At 52.6% G+C, this 16,683-nt stretch carries 13 protein-coding genes; all 13 read left to right on the plus strand.

Annotated elements, in window-relative coordinates; translation table 11 throughout:
- Nucleotides 1–417 precede the first annotated feature (417 nt).
- The 13 genes from leuO to murD all read left to right on the plus strand — a co-directional run bounded on the left by leuO (nucleotide 418) and on the right by murD (nucleotide 16,680).
- A complete protein-coding gene (gene leuO, locus ABSH60_RS12980; RefSeq protein ID WP_056776916.1) occupies nucleotides 418–1,365 on the plus strand; it encodes a transcriptional regulator LeuO in 948 nt (315 codons plus the stop codon).
- Nucleotides 1,366–1,654: 289 nt separating this feature from the next.
- The gene (locus tag ABSH60_RS12985; protein WP_390974261.1) at nucleotides 1,655–3,451 is read left to right on the plus strand and encodes an AMP-binding protein; all 1,797 of its coding nucleotides are present in this window, start codon (nucleotides 1,655–1,657) and stop codon (nucleotides 3,449–3,451) included.
- A 408-nt stretch (nucleotides 3,452–3,859) separates the two neighbouring features.
- A complete protein-coding gene (ilvI, locus tag ABSH60_RS12990; RefSeq protein WP_056776924.1) occupies nucleotides 3,860–5,578 on the plus strand; it encodes an acetolactate synthase 3 large subunit in 1,719 nt (572 codons plus the stop codon).
- Between the two features lie 2 nt (nucleotides 5,579–5,580).
- Nucleotides 5,581–6,072: an acetolactate synthase small subunit gene (gene ilvN, locus ABSH60_RS12995; RefSeq protein WP_013577020.1), complete on the plus strand. Its 492-nt coding sequence runs from the start codon at nucleotides 5,581–5,583 to the stop codon at nucleotides 6,070–6,072.
- A 167-nt stretch (nucleotides 6,073–6,239) separates the two neighbouring features.
- Nucleotides 6,240–7,244, plus strand: a complete 1,005-nt coding sequence (gene cra, locus ABSH60_RS13000) for a catabolite repressor/activator (RefSeq protein WP_056776928.1) — start codon at nucleotides 6,240–6,242, stop codon at nucleotides 7,242–7,244.
- Between the two features lie 698 nt (nucleotides 7,245–7,942).
- Complete coding sequence (gene mraZ, locus ABSH60_RS13005; RefSeq protein ID WP_056776931.1) at nucleotides 7,943–8,401, plus strand: division/cell wall cluster transcriptional repressor MraZ; 459 nt, start codon at nucleotides 7,943–7,945, stop codon at nucleotides 8,399–8,401.
- A 2-nt stretch (nucleotides 8,402–8,403) separates the two neighbouring features.
- Entirely contained in the window at nucleotides 8,404–9,345 is a 942-nt protein-coding gene (gene rsmH, locus ABSH60_RS13010) for a 16S rRNA (cytosine(1402)-N(4))-methyltransferase RsmH (RefSeq protein ID WP_217203565.1), read from the plus strand.
- Complete coding sequence (gene ftsL, locus ABSH60_RS13015) at nucleotides 9,342–9,662, plus strand: cell division protein FtsL (RefSeq protein ID WP_056776937.1); 321 nt, start codon at nucleotides 9,342–9,344, stop codon at nucleotides 9,660–9,662. The genes rsmH and ftsL overlap by 4 nt, the downstream gene beginning before the upstream one ends.
- 27 nt (nucleotides 9,663–9,689) lie before the next feature.
- Nucleotides 9,690–11,453, plus strand: coding sequence for a peptidoglycan glycosyltransferase FtsI (locus ABSH60_RS13020; protein ID WP_056776939.1), 1,764 nt, complete (start codon nucleotides 9,690–9,692; stop codon nucleotides 11,451–11,453).
- Nucleotides 11,440–12,927 carry a UDP-N-acetylmuramoyl-L-alanyl-D-glutamate--2,6-diaminopimelate ligase gene (gene murE / locus ABSH60_RS13025; protein ID WP_390974264.1) on the plus strand — a complete coding sequence of 496 codons (1,488 nt, stop codon included), beginning with the start codon at nucleotides 11,440–11,442 and terminating at the stop codon, nucleotides 12,925–12,927. Before ABSH60_RS13020 ends, murE begins: the two co-directional genes overlap by 14 nt.
- Entirely contained in the window at nucleotides 12,924–14,285 is a 1,362-nt protein-coding gene (gene murF / locus ABSH60_RS13030; protein WP_390974266.1) for a UDP-N-acetylmuramoyl-tripeptide--D-alanyl-D-alanine ligase, read from the plus strand. Before murE ends, murF begins: the two co-directional genes overlap by 4 nt.
- Nucleotides 14,279–15,361: a phospho-N-acetylmuramoyl-pentapeptide-transferase gene (mraY, locus tag ABSH60_RS13035; protein ID WP_056776950.1), complete on the plus strand. Its 1,083-nt coding sequence runs from the start codon at nucleotides 14,279–14,281 to the stop codon at nucleotides 15,359–15,361. Before murF ends, mraY begins: the two co-directional genes overlap by 7 nt.
- A gap of 2 nt (nucleotides 15,362–15,363) precedes the next feature.
- A complete protein-coding gene (gene murD, locus ABSH60_RS13040; protein ID WP_183848581.1) occupies nucleotides 15,364–16,680 on the plus strand; it encodes a UDP-N-acetylmuramoyl-L-alanine--D-glutamate ligase in 1,317 nt (438 codons plus the stop codon).
- The last annotated feature ends 3 nt before the right edge of the window (nucleotides 16,681–16,683 follow it).

Consider the following 16,683-nt stretch of genomic DNA (forward strand, 5'->3'; position numbering starts at 1 on the left):
TGTAAGAATGTGTTTAGCTTAAAGAATTCATGGCGAACTCCGGCATTTAATTGCACAAAAAAAAGTCTAAATATGGACATTTGACGAACTATGCCTGTAAAAAAGCAATGTAATACAAGGGATTGGAGATGATTTACTGCTGCTTAATTTATTATTCATTTTTTGCATGTTGTTCGTGCAAGTATTTTAATGTCTTATATCATCAGTTTTTTTAGAAGGAAATGAATTTTATATTTTGCTTTCTTATTATTTAAAGCCGTATTCGCGTATCTTTCTAAAAATAATAATATTAAATGGCACGCGCTCATTGTCAGCTATTTGTTAATTAGTCTGATGTCACTGTGCCGATTTTTTTAATCATATCAATTAAAGATAATCATTCTTCTGCGAGTCTGATGCTCTTTAGTGAGGATTGTTATGTCAGACATCATTACCGAAAACTCAGTGAAAACTCCTGAACCTGAAACACATCTTCGTAACGTCGATCTGAATTTGCTGACAGTTTTTGATGCTGTCATGCAATTACAAAATATTACCCGTGCTGCAAATATGCTGGGTATGTCTCAACCGGCCGTCAGTAATGCGGTGGCTCGTTTAAAAATCATGTTTAATGATGATTTGTTTGTCCGCTATGGCCGTGGCATTCAACCGACAATGCGTGCCCGCCAGCTTTTTGGCCCGGTGCGTCAGGCGTTGCAACTGGTCATGAATGAATTACCCGGTGCCGGTTTTGACCCTACCGTCAGCATGCGCCAGTTCAACGTGGCGATTTGCAGCCCGCTGGATAAGCGCCTGACATCACAGGTTCTGCATGCAGTAGATACCTTAGCCAGCAGCGTCAGTATTAAATTACAAACCATTGTTAATGATAATATTGAACATCAGCTGCGCTACCAGAATATCGAGTTTATGATCAGCTATCGTAAATTCGAACGTGCTGATTTCTGTAATGAGCCTTTATTTAATGATGAGCTGGTTTTGGTGGCTTCGCAGAATCATCCGCGAATCAGTCCATATATGTCAGATGAGAAATATCTGAGAGAAAAACACGCGGTGATGATGATTGATCGTTTCTACTCTTTCAGCGGACCTTATTATGATGATCCAGAATTACAATCTTTAATTGCTTATCAGGGCACTGATCTTTACAGCGTAATGGAAGTGGTTTCAAAAACAGACATGGTGGCGCTGGTTCCTCGCTGGTTAGCGCAGGCCAACGCCGGAATACTGAATTTATCTGTCATTCCTTTACCCTGGATGAAAAATCAGCTGACCTGTTATTTGTCATGGCATGAGTCATCCAGCAAAGATCGCGGCAATATGTGGATGAAATCTTTATTGAGCCAGTGTGTTGCCACGGCCTGATCCCGTATAGAACATCATTTTTACTTCGGCGCGTGCTGAAGTAAAAATGGCTGATTATGATTTAATTTGAAGTGATTTATCCTGCGTAGTTTTTTTCTCCTCGTTAAGGCTATGCAGGTTTTTTTCCTCTCTCCGTTCACCCATCGCGGTTGCCAGCCGGCATTTTCTCACCCGCTATAATTTCGTTTCGCCGCACAATATTTGCCGGTAGACTGCGTTAAATCTTTGTAACAGAGCAATACAGTCAGCCGCCCCGGTGCGCTGCGCTGGACGCCGGTATAGACGCTGAATGAATCCAACCTTAAATGACTATCATCTGATCACCCGTTTTCGCCAACAGGTGATGACGCGTGCCGACCAAACAGCCTTTCGCGAGTGGTCGCCAGCTGCGCACACTGCACTGACCTGGCGTCAGCTGGGCGAGAATGTGGATGCGTTATCTCATCTTCTGTTGCAGGAGCAGGCAGGGATTCAGGAGCGGATCGCCATCTGCGGCAATAATTCCATCGCATGGGCGACGGCGGATCTGGCGATTTTGCAGGTGCGCGCGGTCACGGTGCCGGTGTATGCCACCAATACGCCTGCGCAATCGGCATACGTGCTCAATGATGCCGATATCCGCATTTTGTTTGTGGTGGGTCAGAAGCAATATGATGCCGCCGTGGCTTTGCGTGAATTATGCCCGCAGCTCAAACATATTCTGGTGCTGGATAACGACGTCGATTTACAGGGCGTTTCTATCGCCAGACACGTTTCTCAGACGGTTGCCTCGGATCCGGCATTATCCGCCGGGCTCACCGGGCGGATCGGCGGCTGCGATCTCAACGATCTCTTCACCCTGATTTACACCTCGGGTACGACCGGGGAAGCAAAAGGCGTGATGCTGGATTATCGCAGCATGGCAACTCAGCTGAAACAGCATGAAAAACGCCTGACGATTTCCGACAGCGATATCTCCCTGTGCTTCCTGCCGCTGGCGCACGTATTTGAACGCGCATGGAGTTTCTTTGTGATGCACAGCGGCGCGCAGAATGTCTTCCTGCGCGAAACGGATTTGGTGCGTGATGCTCTTGCGGCGGTGAAGCCTACCGTGATGTGCGCCGTGCCGCGTTTTTATGAAAAAGTGTTCAGTGCGATTCATGACAAAGTGGCCCGCGCGGGCACGGTCAAAAAGCGCTTATTCCACTGGGCGGTGGCGCAGGGTAAAGAGAAGTTTCTTATTGAGCGCCGTGGCGAACGTTACCCCTTCTGGTTATCCCCGGCGCATTTTCTGGCCGATAAGCTGGTGCTCAAAAAGCTCAGAGGTCTGCTCGGCGGCAACTTACGTTTTCTGCCCGCAGCCGGTGCGAGCCTGGATGACAATGTGATCCTGTTTTTTGAATCCCTCGGTCTGCACATCAAATACGGGTACGGTCTGACGGAAACGTGCGCGACCGTCACCTGTTGGGAAGAGCAGAATTTTCGTTTCGGCTCAGTGGGGACAGCGCTGCCGGAAATCGAAGTGCGCATTGGTGATGAAAATGAGATCCAGGTACGCGGGCCGACGCTGTTGCGCGGATACTTCAATAAACCGGAAGAGACTGCCGCCAGCTTTACCGCCGATGGCTGGTTCAAAACCGGTGATGCAGGAAAAATGGACGCAGAAGGGAATGTTTTTATTACCGAACGGCTGAAAGACCTGATGAAAACCTCGGGGGGTAAATATATTGCGCCGCAGCGTATCGAAGGCACGCTGGTGCAGGATCGGTATATCGAACAGGCGGCGGTCATTGCCGATGAGCGTCACTTCGTATCCGCGCTTATCGTGCCGGATTTTGATGTGCTGAATATGTATGCGCAGACCCACCATATTGATTATCTCAACCGCAGTGGCCTGGTAAAAAACGAACAGATCCTGTCATTGTTTGCCCATCAGTTACGTGAAATCCAGCATGATCTGGCCGGATTTGAGCAGGTGAAAAAATTCGTACTGCTGATTAAACCGTTCACGATGGAAGCGGGCGAGCTGACACCCACGCTCAAACTGCGTCGCAAGGTGATTTTCAGCCGCTATAAAAAGGAAATCGACGAACTTTACAGCGAGTAGCGCCAGCCGAAGCTGTTTTATTTGTCACCGGCGAACGCCTGTTCGCCGGTTTACCCTTCATGCTGATGACAGCCTCAGACATAATTTAATCCTGTAATTTTTCCCGCCTTCCTGATATTTCTGACTGGTTACCCTCTGCAGGCAGTGTTTTGTAGCGAACGGGTGAGGGCAGGCAGCGCGTCGCAATAATCAGAACGTGTCATCCCTATTTTGGCGTTTGCCTGACCTAAATTCTCACGCTAAGGTACTGAGTTGAGTTAGCAACGCCAATAACAACAGCAGGGTTATCATCAATCTTGTGCAAAGGCCTAAAATTCAGCGATTTAACGTGAGATTGCTGCTTGATAGAACAGTTTGCTGAAATAAAAGTCATCCTATAGAAGAAATAAAAAGCCTGGAGGCAAAACCATGGAGATGTTGTCAGGAGCCGAGATGGTCGTTCGATCGTTAATCGATCAGGGCGTTAAGCAGGTATTCGGTTATCCCGGCGGAGCGGTGTTGGATATCTATGATGCACTGCACACGGTCGGCGGGATTGATCATGTACTGGTGAGACATGAGCAGGCGGCTGTTCATATGGCAGATGGTTATGCGCGCGCCACGGGCGAAGTGGGCGTGGTGCTGGTGACGTCCGGTCCCGGTGCAACCAATGCGATCACGGGTATTGCGACGGCTTATATGGATTCCATTCCGCTGGTGGTGCTGTCCGGCCAGGTACACAGTTCACTGATCGGTTATGACGCGTTCCAGGAATGCGACATGGTGGGGATCTCCCGTCCGGTGGTGAAACACAGTTTTCTGGTAAAACGTGCCGAAGATATTCCCGGCGTGCTGAAAAAAGCCTTTTATCTGGCCTCGACGGGCCGTCCGGGTCCGGTCGTGGTCGATTTGCCAAAAGACGTCGTCAATCCGCAGATCAAGCTGCCGTATGCCTACCCCGAGCAGGTGTCGATGCGTTCGTACAACCCGACGGTGCAGGGGCATCGCGGGCAAATTAAACGCGCCTTACAAACATTGCTGGCTGCAAAAAAACCGGTGCTTTATGTCGGCGGTGGGGCGATTAACTCTGAGTGTCACGCTGAAATTCTGGAGCTGGCCGAGAAACTGAATCTGCCGGTCACCAGTTCCCTGATGGGGCTGGGCGCGTTCCCGGGAACACATCGTCAGAGCCTCGGCATGCTGGGTATGCACGGCACTTACGAAGCCAATATGGTGATGCACAATGCCGATCTGATCTTCGGCGTGGGCGTGCGTTTCGACGACCGTACGACCAATAATTTGGCGAAATACTGTCCGAATGCCACCGTGATGCATATCGATATTGACCCGACGTCCATCTCGAAAACAGTCAATGCTGACATTCCGATTGTCGGCGATGCGAAGCAAACGCTGGTTCAGATGCTGGAATTGCTGGGGCAAAGTGAAGACAAGCAGGAATTTGACGCACTGCGTGACTGGTGGACTAGCATTGAAAACTGGCGTGCGCGTGAGTGTCTGAGCTTCGACAAAAATAGCGGTAAGATCAAACCTCAGGCCGTCATCCAGATGCTGCATCGCCTGACCAAGGGTGACGCCTACGTGACCTCTGACGTCGGTCAGCACCAGATGTTTGCGGCGCTCTATTATCAGTTTGATAAGCCGCGTCGTTGGATCAACTCCGGCGGCCTCGGCACGATGGGCTTTGGCTTGCCTGCCGCGCTGGGTGTGAAACTCGGTCTGCCGGAAGAAACCGTGATTTGTGTGACCGGCGATGGCAGTATCCAGATGAATATTCAGGAGTTGTCCACTGCGCTGCAATACAATCTGCCCGTGATCGTCATCAACCTGAACAACGGTTATCTCGGTATGGTTAAGCAGTGGCAGGACATGATTTATTCCGGCCGCCATTCGCAATCTTATATGGAATCGCTGCCTGACTTCGTCAAACTGGCGGAAGCTTACGGCCACGTTGGCATCGCTATCCGCACGCCAGATGAACTGGAAAGTAAACTGACGCAGGCACTTGAACAGAAAAATCGTCTGGTATTTGTGGATATCAGCATTGATGAAACAGAACACGTTTACCCGATGCACATCCGTGGCGGTGCGATGGACGAAATGTGGTTAAGCAAAACGGAGAGGACCTGATCATGCGCCGGATTTTATCAGTATTACTGGAAAACGAATCGGGCGCGCTGTCCCGCGTAGTCGGCCTGTTCTCTCAGCGTGGCTACAACATTGAAAGCCTGACCGTCGCGCCAACCGATGATCCGACGCTGTCCCGCATGACCATTCAGACCGTCGGTGATGCCAAGGTGCTGGAACAGATCGAAAAGCAACTGCACAAACTGGTCGATGTGTTGCGCGTGACTGAACTGGTGCAGGGCGCTCACGTTGAGCGTGAAATTATGCTGGTGAAGGTTCAGGCTTCCGGCTATGGCCGTGAAGAAGTGAAACGTTCGACAGAAATCTTCCGCGGCCAGATTGTGGATGTGACGGCGACGCTTTACACCGTTCAGCTTGCGGGAACCAGCGACAAACTCGACGCCTTTTTAGCCAGTATTCGTGATGTGGCTGAAATCGTTGAAGTCGCGCGCTCTGGCGTAGTCGGCGTTTCGCGTGGCGACAAAATCATGCGCTAAAGCGTAAAAAATCAGCAAGATGTAAATATTCTCTGCCTGATGAAAGCCCAACTTTTTAGTTGGGCTTTCTTTTTTGTGTCTCAGGTGAAGCGATTCGGTAAAACACCTTGCCCGGCAGGGTCTTCTGGGGTTAGATAAAGCATTATCTTTCTTAAGGGGTTATCTCAGTGAAGCTGGATGAGATCGCGAGGTTAGCGGGCGTTTCGCGTACCACCGCCAGTTATGTGATTAATGGCAAAGCGAAACAGTATCGTGTCAGCGATAAAACAGTCGAAAAAGTCATGGCTGTTGTGAAGGAACATAACTATCACCCGAACGCGGTGGCGGCGGGGCTGCGCGCTGGCCGAACCCGATCTATTGGCCTGGTGATCCCCGATCTGGAAAATACCAGCTACACCAAAATCGCCAACTTTCTTGAGCGTCAGGCGCGACAGCGTGGGTATCAGTTGCTGATTGCCTGCTCTGAAGATCAGCCGGATAACGAAATGCGCTGCATCGAACATCTGCTGCAACGACAGGTTGATGCGATCATCATTTCCACCTCTTTACCACCGGAACACCCTTTCTATCAACGCTGGGCCAACGGGGATTTCCCGATCATTGCGCTGGATCGCGCGCTGGATCCGGAACATTTCATCAGCGTCGTGGGCGCCGATCAGGAAGATGCCCTGATGCTGGCGCAGGAGCTGCGAACGTTCCCTGCTGAATCGGTATTGTATCTGGGCGCGCTGCCGGAATTGTCGGTGAGCTTCCTGCGCGAGCAGGGGTTCCGTCAGGCCTGGGCGGATGATGCACGTCAGCCCGAATATCTTTATGCCAACGCTTACGACCGCGAATCGGCGGCGGTTGTGTTCGCTGAATGGCTGAAAACCCACCCGATGCCGCAGGCGTTATTCACTACCTCGTTTCAGCTTTTGCAGGGCGTCATGGATGTCACGCTGAAGATGGAAGGGCGTTTGCCTGTCGATCTGGTGATTGCGACCTTTGGCGACAATGAACTCCTCGACTTCCTTGAATGTCCGGTGCTGGCGGTCGCGCAGCGCCATCGCGATGTGGCTGAGCGCGTACTGGAGCTGGTTTTGGCTTGCCTCGATGAGCCCAAAAAACCTAAAGCAGGCCTGACCCGTATTCGTCGCAATCTTTTCCGTCGTGGCCGTTTAAGCCGCAAGTAAATCTCTGACGGGCATTCTGTGGGGTGCCCGCGATTTTCCCTCAACCGCTCTTTTCCTTTCTCAAATTTCACCAGGACACGTATTCCCTTCGCTAAAAACAATCCCTTGCGGGATAAGCGGGTATTTTAAGAGCATTCCCAGAGCGCTGAATTATTAACAAATGTGTTCTCATTTTTTTCGCTGATATAAACCCGTAAATCAATTTCAAAATACGTTAATGCAGTCTGCAAAAGTGCTGTAGAATTCCCGGCTTAATTTCTCTGGGTATGCGTGCGGACCGCGACTCGTGGTTTTTAAATGCGCTGAAAGGCTTGTGCCACGCGGGCTGGCATTCTTAATGATGATGATTTAGCAGTGATAGCCGAAAAAAAATCGGAAATGATTTTTCTTAAGGCATAAAGACCCGGAAAACTGAGTCATAGAGCAGAAGAATATAAATAGTTAAATAATGTTCATTTTGGTTTTTTTTTAAACGAAATTATTAACCCTCCGAAATTTCTTCAACTAATCATGACGTTATTTTCTATTTCACCTCTAAATCACCTCGCTTACCTGGGGCGGGCTTTCCTGTCCCTGCGTAAATATTACCAAACCGCCTCCGCTCTGGCTTGACAAGGTTTTAAAACCATCCGTAAACTCCTTTAAGTGGGAATTTGTGGAGGAAAGTGGTGAATAAGGTCAAAGGGGAGTAGAGCGCCATGTTTCGTGGCGCGACGATGGTTAATCTCGACAGCAAAGGGCGACTTGCCGTACCCACCCGATACCGGGATTTGCTGAGCGAGGAATCGCAAGGTCAAATGGTTTGCACCATAGATCTCCATCACCCCTGCCTCCTCCTTTACACCCTTCCCGAATGGGAAATTATCGAACGAAAATTGTCCCGTCTGTCGAGTATGAACCCTGTAGAGCGCCGTATTCAGCGCCTGCTTCTGGGACATGCCAGTGAATGTCAGATGGATAACGCCGGGCGTCTGTTGATTGCGAACACACTGCGTCAGCACGCCGGGCTCGCAAAAGAAGTGATGCTGGTTGGGCAGTTCAACAAGTTTGAACTGTGGGATGAACAGACCTGGTATCAACAAGTTAAGGAAGACATAGACGCTGAACAATCGTCTCAGGAACCCCTTTCTGATCGATTACAGGACTTGTCATTATAAGCATGGTTGAAAACTACAAACACACTTCCGTTTTGCTGGATGAAGCCGTTAACGGCCTGAACATCCGCCAGGACGGCATTTACATAGACGGAACTTTTGGTCGCGGTGGCCACTCACGTCTGATTTTGTCACAGCTTGGGCCTGAAGGCCGTCTGCTGGCGATTGACCGCGATCCGCAAGCGATCAAAGCCGCAGAGTCTATTGATGATGCCCGTTTCTCTATTATCCACGGACCTTTTTCCGATCTCGCTGATTACGTCCGCGAGCGGGGTCTGGAAGGTAAGATCGACGGTGTGCTGTTGGATTTAGGCGTTTCTTCTCCGCAACTGGATGATGCTGAGCGCGGATTCTCCTTTATGCGCGACGGACCTCTGGATATGCGCATGGATCCTACACGAGGTTATTCAGCGGCTGAATGGCTGATGAAAGCGGAAGAAGAAGACATTATTTGGGTTCTGAAAACGTTTGGTGAAGAGCGTTTTGCGAAACGCATCGCGCGCGCGATTGTCGAGCGTAACCGTGAATTGCCGATGACGCGAACCAAAGAGCTGGCTGATTTAATTGCGAATGCCTCGCCGTTTCGCGAGAAGCACAAGCATCCCGCGACGCGCAGCTTCCAGGCGATTCGTATCTACATCAACAGTGAACTGGAAGAAATCGAACGTGCGCTTGATGGCGCGCTGGAGATTCTTGCCCCGGCCGGACGGCTGTCGGTAATCAGCTTCCACTCACTGGAAGACCGCATCGTGAAGCGCTTTATTCGTCAGCACAGTCGCGGTGCACAGGTACCGGCCGGTATTCCAATGACGGAAGCGCAGATCGCCGAGCTTGGCGGGCGTTCATTAAAGTCAGTGGGAAAAATGATGCCCTCAGATGCGGAAGTGTCAGAAAACCCGCGGGCCCGCAGTTCTGTACTGCGTTTTGCTGAGAGAACGGCATCGTGATCGGCAATGAACGCCACGGTTTAGTGGGGGTCATTGCCAGCGACATTTTGCGCAATGGCAAGATCCCGATGATTTTGCTGATCGCTGTTTTAGTCAGCGCAATTTTCGTGGTCACCACCGCTCACCGTACGCGTTTACTGACGGCACAGCGGGAACAGTTAGTGCTGGAAAGGGATGCGCTGGACATTGAGTGGCGCAACCTGATCCTTGAAGAGAATGCCCTCGGCGATCACAGCCGGGTAGAACGCATCGCAACGGAGAAATTGCAGATGCAGCACGTTGATCCATCTCAAGAAACTATTGTGGTTCAGCCTTAAAATGCGCACGGAGAATACAGGCAGCTAATGAAAGCAACACGCACCGCGAAGTTAAAGCGTCCAGAAGATCAAGCCAGCTTTATAAGCTGGCGTTTTGCGTTGTTGTGCGCCTGTATTTTGCTGGCATTACTGGGGCTGATGTTGCGGGTAGCTTATCTGCAGGTGATTAACCCGGACAAGTTGGTCAAGGAAGGGGACTTACGCTCCCTGCGCGTTCAAACCATTCCGACCTCCCGTGGGATGATTACCGATCGCTCAGGCCGCCCTCTCGCGGTCAGCGTGCCGGTCAATGCTATCTGGGCTGATCCGAAAGAAATCATCGACCGGGGCGGCATCACGGTTGATACCAAATGGAAAGCGCTGGCTGACGCGCTGAATATGCCGCTTGACCAACTTTCTGCCCGTATCAATGCCAACCCTAAAGGCCGTTTCGTTTATCTCGCCCGCCAGATAAACCCTTCTGTCGGCGAATATATTCACAAACTCAAACTTCCGGGGATTTCCCTGCGCCAGGAGTCACGTCGTTACTATCCGGCAGGCCAGGTCACCTCGCACGTCATTGGTGTCACTAACATTGATGGTGAAGGTATCGAGGGTGTTGAGAAAAGTTTTGACCGCTGGCTGACGGGAAAACCGGGCGAGCGCACCATCCGTAAAGACCGTTTCGGTCGTGTTATCGAAGACATCTCCTCAGTGGATAGCCAGGCAGCGCACAATCTGGCGCTCAGCATCGATGAACGTCTTCAGGCGCTGGTTTATCGCGAGCTGAACAACGCGGTAGCCTTCAACAAAGCCGAATCAGGCACTGCCGTGCTGGTGGATGTGCAAACCGGTGAAGTGCTGGCGATGGCGAACAGCCCGTCCTACAACCCAAATAACATGCCGAATACGCCGAAAGACGTGATGCGTAACCGGGCGATCACCGACATCTTCGAGCCAGGTTCCACGGTAAAACCTATGGTGGTGATGACGGCGTTGAAAAATGGTGTCGTGCGTGAGAACAGCGTGCTGAACACCTTGCCGTACCGGATTAATGGTCATGAGATTAAAGATGTGGCCCGTTACGCGGAGCTTTCCGTCACGGGTATCTTGCAGAAGTCGAGTAACGTCGGTGTTTCACGACTGGCGTTATCGATGCCGTCCGCAGAGCTGGTAGACACTTACTCGCGATTCGGATTGGGAAAACCGACCAATTTGGGGCTGGTTGGAGAAAGCAGTGGCTTATACCCTAAAAAACAACGGTGGTCTGACATAGAGAGGGCCACCTTCTCTTTCGGCTACGGGCTAATGGTGACACCTCTCCAGCTGGCGCGAGTCTACGCAACGATTGGCAGCATGGGCATTTATCGTCCGCTGTCGATAACCCGGGTTGATCCCCCGGTATCCGGTGAACGCATCTTCCCTGAGCCTGTTGTGCGCAGCGTCGTTCACATGATGGAAAGCGTCGCGCTGCCTGGCGGCGGTGGCGTGAAGGCCGCGATCAAGGGTTACCGCATTGCGATTAAAACCGGTACCGCGAAGAAAGTCGGTCCCGATGGGAAATACGTGAACAAATACATTGCCTACACCGCAGGCGTTGCACCGGCAAGCAATCCAAGATTTGCACTGGTGGTTGTAATCAACGATCCGCAGGCAGGGAAGTATTACGGTGGGGCCGTTTCCGCTCCGGTGTTTGGCGCCATCATGGGCGGCGTATTGCGCACCATGAACGTTGAACCGGATGCGCTGACTGCCGATGAAAATGCAGACATAGTGAATAATCAAAAAGAGGCTTCAGGTGGCAGATCGTAATTTGCGCGACCTATTAGCGCCCTGGGTGAGTGATGCCCCGGCAGTAGCGCTAAAAGAGATGATTTTAGACAGCCGCGTGGCGGCTGCCGGAGATCTGTTTGTCGCGATTTCAGGCCATACCAGTGATGGGCGTCGTTTTATTCCCCAGGCAATTGCCCAGGGCGTCGCTGCCGTCGTGGCCGAAGCACAGGGTGAGCAAGAGCACGGAACGGTCTGCCAGATGCATGGTGTACCGGTAATTTATCTCGAGAATCTGAATGTCCTGCTTTCTGAACTGGCCGGGCGTTTTTATCATCAACCAGGCAATGCTTTGCGCCTGATTGGCGTGACCGGCACCAACGGCAAAACCACGACCACGCAGTTGCTGGCGCAGTGGAGCCAGTTGCTGGGCGAAACCAGTGCCGTCATGGGCACCGTCGGAAATGGTTTGCTGGACAAAGTGGTTCCGGCAGAAAATACCACCGGCTCTGCCGTGCAGGTTCAGCACATTCTGGCTGACCTGGTGAAACAGGGTGCAACCTTTGCCGCAATGGAAGTCTCTTCCCACGGACTGGTTCAGCATCGTGTGGCCGCACTGCCGTTTGCGGCAGCCGCATTTACCAACCTGAGCCGCGATCATCTTGATTACCACGGTGACATGCAAAGTTACGAAGATGCCAAATGGCAGCTCTTCGCTTCGCATCAGGTCGGCCAAAAAATTATTAATGCTGACGATGACGTCGGGTTGCGCTGGCTGGCTAAAACCCCTGACGCTATTGCCGTCACCATGGAAGATAAAATTCCGGCAGGCTGGAAAGGCCGCTGGCTGGCGGCGCGCAGCGCGAATTATCACGACAACGGCGCCACCGTAAACATCGATTCAAGCTGGGGCGAAGGGCTGCTGGAAAGCCGTCTGATGGGCGCTTTCAACGTCAGCAACCTGCTGGTGGCGCTGGCGACCCTGCTGTCTCAGGATTACCCGCTGGCACAACTGCTGGCGGTGAGCTCGCAATTACAACCGGTGTGCGGCCGCATGGAAGTCTTCAATGCGCCGGGCAAACCGACAGCAGTCGTGGATTATGCCCACACGCCGGACGCGCTGGAAAAAGCGCTGGCGGCAGCCCGCTTGCATTGCCGTGGCACGCTGTGGTGTGTGTTTGGCTGCGGCGGTGATCGTGATAAAGGTAAGCGCCCGCTGATGGGCGGCATTGCAGAACAATACGCTGACCGCGTAATCGTGACTGACGATAACCCACGCAGCGAAGAGCCTCGCGCTATTGTCGCAGACATCCTTGCCGGGCTGCTCGATGGCGGGCGTGCTCAGGAAATTCATGGTCGCGCAGAAGCGGTGACCAGCGCGATTATGCAGGCAACGGAAAATGACGTTGTGCTGATTGCGGGTAAAGGTCATGAGGATTATCAGCTTGTCGGTAATCAGCGTCTTGATTACTCCGATCGTGTCACCGTTGCCCGTTTACTGGGGGTGATCGCATGATCCGCGTTTCCCTGCAAACGTTGGCGGCGGCACTCAATGCTGAACTTATCGGCAACGATACCCAAATTGACAGCGTCACAACCGATACCCGTCAGGTCACGCCGGGCGGTTTGTTCATTGCCCTGAAAGGCGAGAAGTATGATGCCCATGACTTTGCTGCAGAGGCTGTAAAGGCCGGTTCAGGGGCGTTGCTGGTAAGTAAGCGCTTACCGGTGGATGTCCCGCAGTTAGTGGTAGCTGACACCCGCATCTCGCTGGGACAACTCGGCGGCTGGGTGCGTCAGCAGGTCCCTGCACGCGTGGTTGGCCTTACGGGTTCTTCCGGCAAAACCTCGGTGAAAGAGATGACCGCCGCGATTTTGCGTGAGTGCGGTAATGTGCTGTATACCGCAGGCAACTTCAATAATGACATCGGCGTGCCGCTGACCTTATTACGTCTGACCGCAGAACACGATTTTGCAGTTATCGAAATGGGCGCAAATCATGCGGGTGAAATCGCCTACACCACTGCGCTGGCGCGTCCTGAAACGGCGCTGATAAACAACCTCTCTGCCGCACATCTTGAAGGTTTCGGTTCACTGGCCGGGGTTGCCCAGGCGAAAGGCGAGATTTTCGAAGGGTTGCCGGACGACGGCATCGCTGTGATCAACGCAGATAATAATGACTGGGCAAACTGGCAGCACAAGCTTACCGGTAAAAAGGTCTGGCGTTTCTCTGCGACCCAGCGTGCTGACATCGACTTCAGCGCCTCGGATGTCAGACTCAGCCCGCTGAATACCGCATTCACTTTACATTCCCCTCAGGGCAGCATTGATGTCTCGCTGCCTGTTCCTGGTCGTCACAATATCGCTAACGCGCTGGCCGCTGCGGCGCTGGCACTCTCAGCCGGTGCCTCGCTGGATAACGTGCGCGCAGGGCTTGCGACGCTGCAATCAGTGAAAGGGCGCTTGTTCCCGATTGTGCTGAGCGAAGGGAAAACTCTTCTTGATGACAGCTACAACGCCAACGTCGGTTCCATGACCGCTGCCGCGCAGGTTTTGGCCGAGATGCCTGGCTACCGCGTGATGGCAGTGGGCGATATGGCAGAGCTGGGTGCGGAAAGCGAAAGTTGCCACCGTCAGGTTGGCGAAGCCATCCGCGACGCAGGTATCGACAAAGTATTCAGTATTGGCCATGACAGCCGCATCATCAGTGATCTCAGTGGCTGTGGTGAGCATGTAGAGGATAAGGCAGCCCTGACGGCCCGTTTAACGAGCTTACTGTCTGAACATGCGGTAATTACCGTTTTGATTAAAGGTTCACGTAGTGCCGCAATGGAGCAGGTAGTACGCGCGTTACAGGAGAATGCAACATGTTAGTTTGGCTGGCCGAACACTTGGTCAAATATTATTCCGGCTTCAACGTCTTTTCCTACCTGACGTTTCGCGCCATTGTCAGCCTGCTGACTGCACTTTTCCTGTCATTGTGGATTGGTCCACGGATGATCGCCCGTTTGCAAAAAATGTCATTTGGTCAGGTTGTTCGCAACGACGGCCCGGAATCACATTTTAGTAAACGCGGTACGCCAACGATGGGCGGCCTGATGATTTTGGCCTCTATCACTATTTCAGTGCTGATGTGGGCATATCCGTCGAACCCGTATGTCTGGTGCGTGCTGTTTGTTCTTATTGGCTACGGCGTTGTCGGTTTCATCGATGATTATCGGAAAGTCGTGCGTAAAGACACCAAAGGGCTGATAGCCCGCTGGAAATACTTCTGGCAGTCCGTCATCGCGCTGGCCGCGGCATTTACGATGTACGCCATCGGCAAAGACACGCCCGCGACTGAATTGGTTGTACCGTTCTTTAAAGACGTCATGCCACAGCTAGGTCTGCTGTACATCCTGCTGAGCTATTTCGTGATCGTGGGCACCAGCAACGCGGTAAACCTGACGGACGGTCTGGACGGTCTGGCGATTATGCCTACGGTATTTGTCGCAGCAGGTTTTGCGCTGGTCGCATGGGCCACGGGTAACATGAATTTTGCCAGTTACCTGCATATTCCCTATCTGCGTCATGCGGGGGAACTGGTGATCGTGTGTACCGCCATTGTCGGTGCCGGACTTGGATTCCTGTGGTTTAACACCTATCCGGCACAAGTGTTCATGGGCGACGTCGGCTCTCTGGCTCTGGGCGGCGCGCTGGGTACCATCGCCGTTCTGCTGCGTCAGGAATTCTTACTGGTGATTATGGGCGGTGTGTTCGTCGTCGAAACACTGTCGGTTATCCTGCAAGTCGGGTCCTTTAAGTTACGCGGGCAGCGTATTTTCCGTATGGCGCCTATTCATCATCACTACGAACTTAAAGGCTGGCCGGAACCGCGTGTCATCGTGCGCTTCTGGATTATTTCGCTGATGCTGGTGTTGATCGGCCTCGCTACGCTGAAGGTGCGGTAATTATGGCTGACTATCAGGGTAAAAAAGTTGTCATTATCGGGCTGGGGCTGACCGGCCTCTCCTGTGTTGATTTCTTTGTGGCACGTGGCGTTACGCCGCGTGTTATTGATACCCGCGTCAGCCCGTCAGGACTGGACAAACTTGCGGATAACATTGAGCGCCATCTCGGTTCGCTCAATGAAGAGTGGCTGCTGGACGCTGATTTGATCGTCGCAAGCCCGGGCATTGCCCTGGCGACGCCAGCACTGAGCGCCGCCGCAGAAGCCGGTGTGGAAATCGTTGGTGATATCGAACTGTTCTGCCGGGAAACCGATACGCCGATTGTGGCGATCACTGGTTCAAACGGTAAAAGCACAGTGACCATGATGGTGGGTGAAATGGCGAAAGCCGCCGGATGGCGTGTCGGCGTGGGGGGCAATATCGGCTTGCCGGCGCTGACCATGCTGGATCACGAATACGATCTGTTCGTGCTTGAGCTGTCGAGCTTCCAGCTGGAAACCACGGAAAGTTTACATGCTGCTGCGGCCACGATCCTGAATGTGTCCGAAGATCATATGGATCGTTATCCGTTTGGCTTGCAGCAGTATCGGGCTGCAAAACTGAAAGTCTATGAAAACGCCGCGCTGTGCGTCGTCAATGCGGACGATGCACTGACCATGCCGGTGCGGGGCGCAGATAAACGTTGCGTGAGCTTTGGTGTGGATGTCGGTGATTACCACCTGACCCGTCAGCAGGATGACATCTGGCTGCGTGTGCGTGGCGAGAAAGTTCTTAATACCCATGAGATGCCGCTGACTGGCCGTCACAATTATACCAATGCGCTGGCTGCACTGGCGCTGGCGGATGCTGTCGGCGTTCCACATGCCTCCAGCCTGAAAGCACTGACCACGTTTACCGGTCTGGCTCACCGTTTCCAGATTGCCTGGCAACATAACGGCGTGCGCTGGATAAATGATTCTAAAGCGACCAACGTCGGCAGCACCGAAGCGGCGCTGAATGGCCTGCAGGTTGAGGGGACGTTGCACCTGCTGTTAGGTGGTGATGGCAAATCGGCTGATTTCTCTCCGTTGACCCGTTATTTGCAGGGCGACAATCTGCGCGTTTACTGCTTTGGCCGTGACGGTGCAGAGCTGGCTGATTTACGGCCTGATGTCTCTTCATTGTTTGACACCCTGGAGCTGGCTATGCGTGACATCAGCACGCGTGTGGTTTCCGGCGATATGGTGCTGCTTTCTCCGGCCTGTGCGAGCCTCGATCAGTTCCGCAGTTTTGAACAACGGGGTGATGTCTTCACCGCGCTGGCGAAGGAGCTTGGCTGATGC

It is taken from the genome of Rahnella sp. R3(2024), from assembly GCF_042920125.1.
Taxonomy (GTDB): domain Bacteria; phylum Pseudomonadota; class Gammaproteobacteria; order Enterobacterales; family Enterobacteriaceae; genus Rahnella; species Rahnella rivi.